This is a genomic window from Mesorhizobium sp. M7A.F.Ca.ET.027.03.2.1, from assembly GCF_003999175.1.
GTDB lineage: Bacteria > Pseudomonadota > Alphaproteobacteria > Rhizobiales > Rhizobiaceae > Mesorhizobium.
This window is the reverse complement of record NZ_RZOM01000254.1, coordinates 1-6,466: the sequence shown is the minus strand read 5'-3', so window position 1 is coordinate 6,466 and position 6,466 is coordinate 1. Positions and strand designations below refer to the sequence as shown.

At 64.2% G+C, this 6,466-nt stretch carries 7 protein-coding genes and 1 pseudogene; all 8 read left to right on the top strand.

Translation table 11 applies throughout. From position 1 onward, the window contains the following. Positions 1 to 158: pseudogene (locus EN750_RS40685) on the top strand (EamA/RhaT family transporter); the annotation flags it as partial. A gap of 134 nt (positions 159 to 292) precedes the next feature. After that, positions 293 to 940, top strand: a complete 648-nt coding sequence (locus EN750_RS13470) for a thiamine phosphate synthase (RefSeq protein WP_127272276.1) — start codon at positions 293 to 295, stop codon at positions 938 to 940. Position 941: 1 nt separating this feature from the next. Next, the gene (locus tag EN750_RS13465; RefSeq protein ID WP_127270840.1) at positions 942 to 1,982 is read left to right on the top strand and encodes a tetratricopeptide repeat protein; all 1,041 of its coding nucleotides are present in this window, start codon (positions 942 to 944) and stop codon (positions 1,980 to 1,982) included. Positions 1,983 to 2,155: 173 nt separating this feature from the next. Further along, a complete protein-coding gene (efp, locus tag EN750_RS13460; RefSeq protein ID WP_013529127.1) occupies positions 2,156 to 2,722 on the top strand; it encodes an elongation factor P in 567 nt (188 codons plus the stop codon). 84 nt (positions 2,723 to 2,806) lie between these two features. Next, positions 2,807 to 3,607: an inositol monophosphatase family protein gene (locus EN750_RS13455; RefSeq protein ID WP_013529126.1), complete on the top strand. Its 801-nt coding sequence runs from the start codon at positions 2,807 to 2,809 to the stop codon at positions 3,605 to 3,607. Between the two features lie 106 nt (positions 3,608 to 3,713). After that, positions 3,714 to 4,400, top strand: coding sequence for a hemolysin III family protein (locus EN750_RS13450; RefSeq protein ID WP_245482697.1), 687 nt, complete (start codon positions 3,714 to 3,716; stop codon positions 4,398 to 4,400). Between the two features lie 104 nt (positions 4,401 to 4,504). Then, positions 4,505 to 5,530, top strand: coding sequence for a MotA/TolQ/ExbB proton channel family protein (locus tag EN750_RS13445; protein WP_127396703.1), 1,026 nt, complete (start codon positions 4,505 to 4,507; stop codon positions 5,528 to 5,530). Between the two features lies 1 nt (position 5,531). Next, the coding region (locus EN750_RS13440; protein WP_127396702.1) for a peptidoglycan -binding protein at positions 5,532 to 6,466 on the top strand (935 nt) is incomplete at its 3' end.

Sequence of the window (6,466 nt, the reverse complement as noted above, 5' to 3'; positions counted from 1 at the left end):
TCGCCATCCTGGTCGATGTCGTCGCCTTCGGCCATCGGCTGCATCTGAGTCAGGTCGTCGGCGCCACCGCCATCCTGATCGCCGCCGCCGGCATGAATCTCGGCTGGACGCTGTGGAAGGGCAAACCGCCCGTGGCGAGCCCGCACCCGATCAAATGAAGCGCCCCGCCGGATGCCAGGCGGGTCAAACATCGCGATCCCGGCTGCCCGCCTGTTCAAAGCGGGCACTTTGCTCTATGCCGCAATCCAACCATCTTCGCCCGGCATAGGCGAAACGCGGGACCCGAAGAACCATGAATGAAGCAACGCCCCCCAATCGCTGTCGCATCGTGCTGATCGCGCCGTCCGGCGTGCCGGCGGCCCGTATTGTCGCGGCATTCGATGGCGGCGATGTCGCTTCGCTGATCCTGCCCGAGAACGGCATGGATGAAGCCTCCTTCCAGGCTTTCGCCGAACAGATCGTGCCAGCAGCGCAAGCCGCCGGCGTTGCTGTCATCATCGCCGGCGACACCCGCATAGCCGGCCGCGTCCAGGCCGACGGCATCCATGTCGAGGTCTCCAAGGCCGAACTTGCCGAGACGATCGAGCATTTCCAGGCAAAGATGATGGTCGGCACCGGCGGCGCCAAGACACGTGACGACGCGCTCGAGCTTGGCGAGACGCGGCCAGACTACATCTTCTTCGGCCGCTTCGGCTACGACAACAAGCCCGAACCGCACCCGCGCAACCTGTCGCTCGGCGCATGGTGGGCGGACATGATCCAGATCCCTTGCATCGTCATGGCCGGATCCGACATCGCCTCGGTCGAAGCGGTGGGCGCCACCGGCGCTGAATTCGTGGCGCTGTCGAGCGCCGTGTTTGCCGACGGCACCGATCCCAGGACAGCGGTCGCCACCGCCAACGCGCTGCTCGACGAGACCGCGCCGCGCTTCGAGGACTGAAATGTCCTCGGCGACGCTTCCCCTCCAGGCTCTGCTTGCGGTGCTGATGGTCCAGGCTGCCGCCGCGGAGACCATCCCCCTGCCGCAGCCCAAGCCGGAAATCGGCGTCCACACCGACAAGCCGATCGACAAGCCGTTGCCGCAGCCCGCTACCACGGCCGAGCCCGCGCCGCTGCCGTCGGCCGACACGGTCAATCCCGACCGCTTCGGCGCAAAACCCGCCGACGCGGCCTATGGCGCCTTCCAGCGCGGTCTCTACAAGACAGCTTACAATCTGGCATTGGTCCGGGCGCAAAACGGCGATCCGGCGGCGCAGACCTTGGTGGCCGAGATCCTGTCGCGGGGGCTCGGTGTGCCGGTCAATTCGGCGCAAGCGGCGAAATGGTACGCGCTGGCCGCCGAACAGGGTGTGCCGGAATCGCAGTTCCAGTATGCGCTGATGCTGCTCGACGGCCGCTACGTCAAAAAGGATGGAAAAGAGGCCTACGCCTTGATGCAGGCCGCCGCCGAAGCCGGCAACCGGCTGGCGCAATTCAATTTCGCGCAGATGCTGGTCCAGCAGGACCCCGGCGACGCCGGCATGGCCAAGGCGGTTTCCTACTATGAGCGCGCCGCCGCGACCGGCCTCGCGGACGCGCAATATGCAATGTCGCAGATCTACGCCAACGGTGTCGGTGGCAAGCCACGTGACGACGCCCAGGCAAGGCGCCTGCTGGCGCAGGCCGCAAGGCAGAACTACGACACCGCGCAGATCGATCTCGCCGCCTGGATGATCGAAGGCCGCGGCGGTGCGCGCGACCTGAAATCCGCCTTCGGCTGGATGAAGCAGGCGGCGGAGGGCGGCAATGTCGCCGCCCAGAACCGCCTGGCCAAGCTCTATATGCAAGGCATCGGCACCGATCCGGACCTTGTGCTTGCCGGCGCCTGGTACGTCGTCGCCCGCCGTGCCGGCCTCATCGACCCACAGATGGACGACTTCCTGCAGGGGCTGGACGACGACCAGACCAAGCAGGCGCTGCAGAAGGCCAACCGGCTGCCTTGACGGCGGTTCTCGCGGTCATTGCAAGTGTAACCTCGGCTCCCCTCGCCTGGCACCGACCTGCCCGCTCCCTTGCCTCTTCTGGCGATTTGTGGTCTTGGGAGCCCGAAATCGCTTTCCCAGCGAACATCCATACCGACGGCGTGGCCGTTGGCATCATTCCGGATCATCTCATCATGGCCAAGATCAATGGCAACGAAATCCGTCCCGGCTATGTCATCGAGCATGATGGCGGGCTTTGGGTGGCGGTCAGGACCAACACCGTCAAGCCCGGCAAGGGCGGCGCTTACAATCAGGTCGAACTGAAGAACCTCATCAACGGCACCAAGCTCAACGAGCGCTTCCGCTCGGCCGAGACCGTCGAACAGATCCGGCTCGACCTGAAGGATTTTTCCTTCCTTTACGCGCAGGAAGACGCACTGGTGTTCATGGACACCCAGAGCTACGAGCAGCTCGAATTGAACAAGGACTTCGTCGGCGATCGCGCCGCCTTCCTGCAGGACGGCATGATGGTGACGGTCCAGCTCTACGAAGAGCGGCCGATCGGCATTTCGCTGCCCGACTATGTGACGCTGACCATCACCGAGGCCGACCCGGTGGTGAAGGGTCAGACGGCGGCATCGTCCTACAAGCCGGCGATCCTGGAGAACGGCATCCGCGTCCTGGTGCCGCCCTTCATCGGCGCCGGCGAGCGCATCATCGTCGACACCAACGAAATCACTTACGTGCGCCGCGCCGACTGACGCATGTCGCCCAAAAGTGGCCGGGTTCCGGGTCACCGACATGCATCGAGGCAGAATTTAAGCGCAGCACCGGGAAAAAGCACTATGGCACGCTCAGCCCTTCTCAACGTCATGGTCCAGGCCGCAATGAAGGCCGGCCGCTCGCTGTCGCGCGACTTCGGCGAGGTGCAGAACCTGCAGGTCTCGATGAAGGGCCCCGGCGATTATGTCAGCCAGGCCGACCGCAAGGCAGAGGACATCGTCTTTGCCGAATTGTCCAAGGCTCGGCCCGGCTATTCCTTCCTGATGGAAGAGCGCGGCGTGGTTGAAGGCGACGACGGCCAGCATCGCTGGATCGTCGACCCGCTCGACGGCACCACCAATTTCCTGCACGGCATTCCGCTCTTTGCCGTTTCGATCGCGCTGGAGCGCCAGGGCCAGATCGTCGCCGGCGTCATCTACAATCCGGCGATGGACGAACTCTACACTTGCGAACGCGGGGGCGGCGCCTTCATGAACGACCGCCGCTTGCGCGTCGCCGGCCGCATCAAGCTGGTCGACACCGTGATCGGCTGCGGCATGCCGCATCTCGGCCGCGGCCACCACGGCAATTTCCTGGTGGAACTGCGCAATGTCATGGCCGAGGTTTCCGGCGTCCGCCGCCTCGGCTCCGCATCGCTCGATCTCGCCTATGTCGCCGCCGGCCGCATGGATGGCTTCTGGGAAACCGGCCTGTCGGCCTGGGACATCGCCGCCGGGCTGCTTTTGATCCGCGAGGCGGGCGGCTTCGTCTCCGACATGGATGGCGGCCAGGACATGCTCGACAACGGCTCGGTCGTCGCCGGCAACGAGATCATCCAGCGCGCTTTGCTGAAGGTCGTGAAGAAGCCGCTCTCCTCCCGCTGACAGCCACGCCGCGCTGATGCGCCGCAGTCGCAAAACCGCAATGGAAGCTTGAAATACTGCCCGGCATGCGCCCAAATTGAAGGGCGCGGTGCAGGAACCCGGCTTAGTGAGAGACAACCAACCCTACCCCGATATCCCGTTCATCGGACGCTGGCACTATTCGCGTGCCGAGATGATCGCAGACGGTATCGTCCACGCGGTCGGCATCGTGCTGGCGATCGCGGCAGGGTCGGCACTGCTGGCGCTGGCGGCGTTTCGTGTCGGACCTGGCGAATACATCGCCGCCGCCTTCTACGTGGTTTCGCTGCTCACCGTGCTCTCGGTCTCGATGACCTACAATCTGTGGCCGGTGTCGTCGCCGGCAAAATGGGTGTTGCGGCGTTTCGACCACGCCGCGATCTATCTGCTGATCGCCGCGACCTATACGCCTTTCCTGGCGCAGCTCGAAGGCTCGCCGCTGGCGCGCTGGATGATCGTGCTGGTCTGGACCGCAGCAGTGCTGGGCATTGCCATCAAGGTGTTCTTTCCCGGCCGTTTCGACCGGCTGGCAATCGGCTTCTATCTCGCCATCGGCTGGAGCGGCATCATCCTTGTCAAGCCGCTTATCCAGACGCTGCCGACGACATCGATAGCGCTCATCGTCGCCGGCGGCATGGTCTACTCCTGCGGCGTCATCTTCTTCGCCTGGAAGGGGCTGCGCTTCCACAACGCGCTGTGGCACGGTTTCGTCGTCACCGGCGCCGGTCTGCATCTGGCCGCCATGGTCGACTGTCTGGTCATCAATCGCTTCTGACATTCTCGACGCGGCAATATTGCCAAGCGCCATTCAATTTGGTCACAATTCCGTTTAGAGTCGCGGTTTACGTGATCGGCGGCGGCATCGGAAACGGGGCACGGATGGCTTTTCTCAGATCCTTCGGCATGGGCAGACGTTCTGATGTCCTGATCTACGACCCGTATAAATTATCGAGCCCGCAGGTCTTTTTGCTCACCATGGTGATCTTCCTGGTCATCGTCGCCTTCATCGCCGCCATCCTCACCCGACAGATCTCAACCGCTTTTGGCAGCAATCCCGGCCTCAATGGCCTGATCGTCGGCGTGCTGGTGGTCGGCATCCTTTTGGCCTTCGCCCAGGTCGGGCGACTGTTTCGCGAAGTGCGCTGGGTCAACTCCTTCCGTGCCGGCTCGGAAACGACAGAACCAGTGCTTCTGGCGCCGATGAAGGCGATGATCGGCCGCTCCTCGGCGACGGCCTTCTCGACCAGTTCGATGCGCACCATGCTCGATTCCATCGCCACCCGCCTCGACGAAAGCCGCGACACCTCGCGCTATCTCGTCGGCCTGCTGGTGTTCCTCGGCCTGCTCGGCACCTTCTGGGGCCTGTTGAACACCATCGGTTCGATCCGCGAGACCATCGAATCGCTCGATCCCGGCACCGGTGACGCCGCCGCGGTGCTCGATTCCCTGAAGCAGGGGCTTTCCGCGCCGCTGGCCGGCATGGGCACCGCCTTCTCGTCCTCGCTGTTCGGCCTCTCCGGCTCGCTGGTGCTCGGCTTCCTCGACCTGCAGGCCGGTCGCGCCCAGACACGCTTCTACACCGAACTGGAAAACTGGCTGTCCTCGGTGACCGACCTGTCGTCGGACATCGTCGTCGCCGACCCAGCCAAGACCGAATCCTCCGACGAGATCCGGGTGCTGTCGGAACGGCTGCGCTCGATGCAGGAGAATGGCGGCGGCTCCAACCCACGCGTCGCCACCGCCATGGCCAATCTCGCCGACGGCATTTCCGGCTTGGTCAAGAACATGCGCTCGGAACAGCAGATCATGCGCGACTGGGTCGAAGCCCAGTCCGACGAGCAGAAGGCGATGCGCAACACGCTGGAAAAGATCGCCGATGCCCTGAAGAAGCCCGGAGTTCACTGAAGTGGCACTCGCCAGGGGCCGGCGCACCGATCGCCGCATCGACTACTGGCCGGGTTTCGTCGACGCGCTGTCGACGCTGCTTTTGGCCATCATGTTCCTGCTCACGGTCTTCGTGCTGGCGCAGTTCCTGCTGGGACGCGAAATCTCCGGCAAGGATACGGCACTCTCGCGCCTCAACTCGCAGATCAACGAGCTGACCCAGTTGCTGGCGCTGGAGCGCTCGACGGCGCAGGACAAGGATGATTCACTGGCCAATCTGCAGGCGTCGCTGTCAGCCGCGCAAGCGGAAAGGAGCCGGCTCCAACAGTTGCTGGCGCAAGGCGCCGGTGCTGGCGACGCCGCCAACCAGCGCGCCGCGGCGCTCGGCGGCGAACTCGACAGCCAGCGCCAGATCAGCCAGCAGGCGCTGAGCCAGGTCGAGATCCTCAACCAGCAGATCGCGGCACTGCGCAAGCAGATCGGCGCGCTCGAGGATGCGCTCAACGTCTCCGAAATCCGCGACCGCGATTCCAACACCAAGATCGCCGACCTCGGCCGTCGCCTCAACGTCGCACTGGCACAGCGCGTGCAGGAGTTGAACCGCTACCGCTCCGACTTCTTCGGCCGCTTGCGCGAAATCCTCGCCGACCGAGAGAACATCCGTATCGTCGGCGACCGCTTCGTCTTCCAGTCGGAAGTGCTGTTCCCGACCGGCTCCGAGGTGATCAACGATGCCGGCAAGGTCGAGATGAAGAAGCTCGCCGACGCCATCATCGAGTTGCAGAAGGAAATCCCGCCCGAGATCAACTGGGTGCTGCGCGTCGACGGCCACACTGACAATAAGCCGCTCTCCGGCGCCGGCCGCTACCGCGACAATTGGGAGCTGTCGACGGCGCGTTCGACCTCGGTGGTGAAATTCCTGATCGAAAACGGCGTGCCTGCCAACCGGCTCGTAGC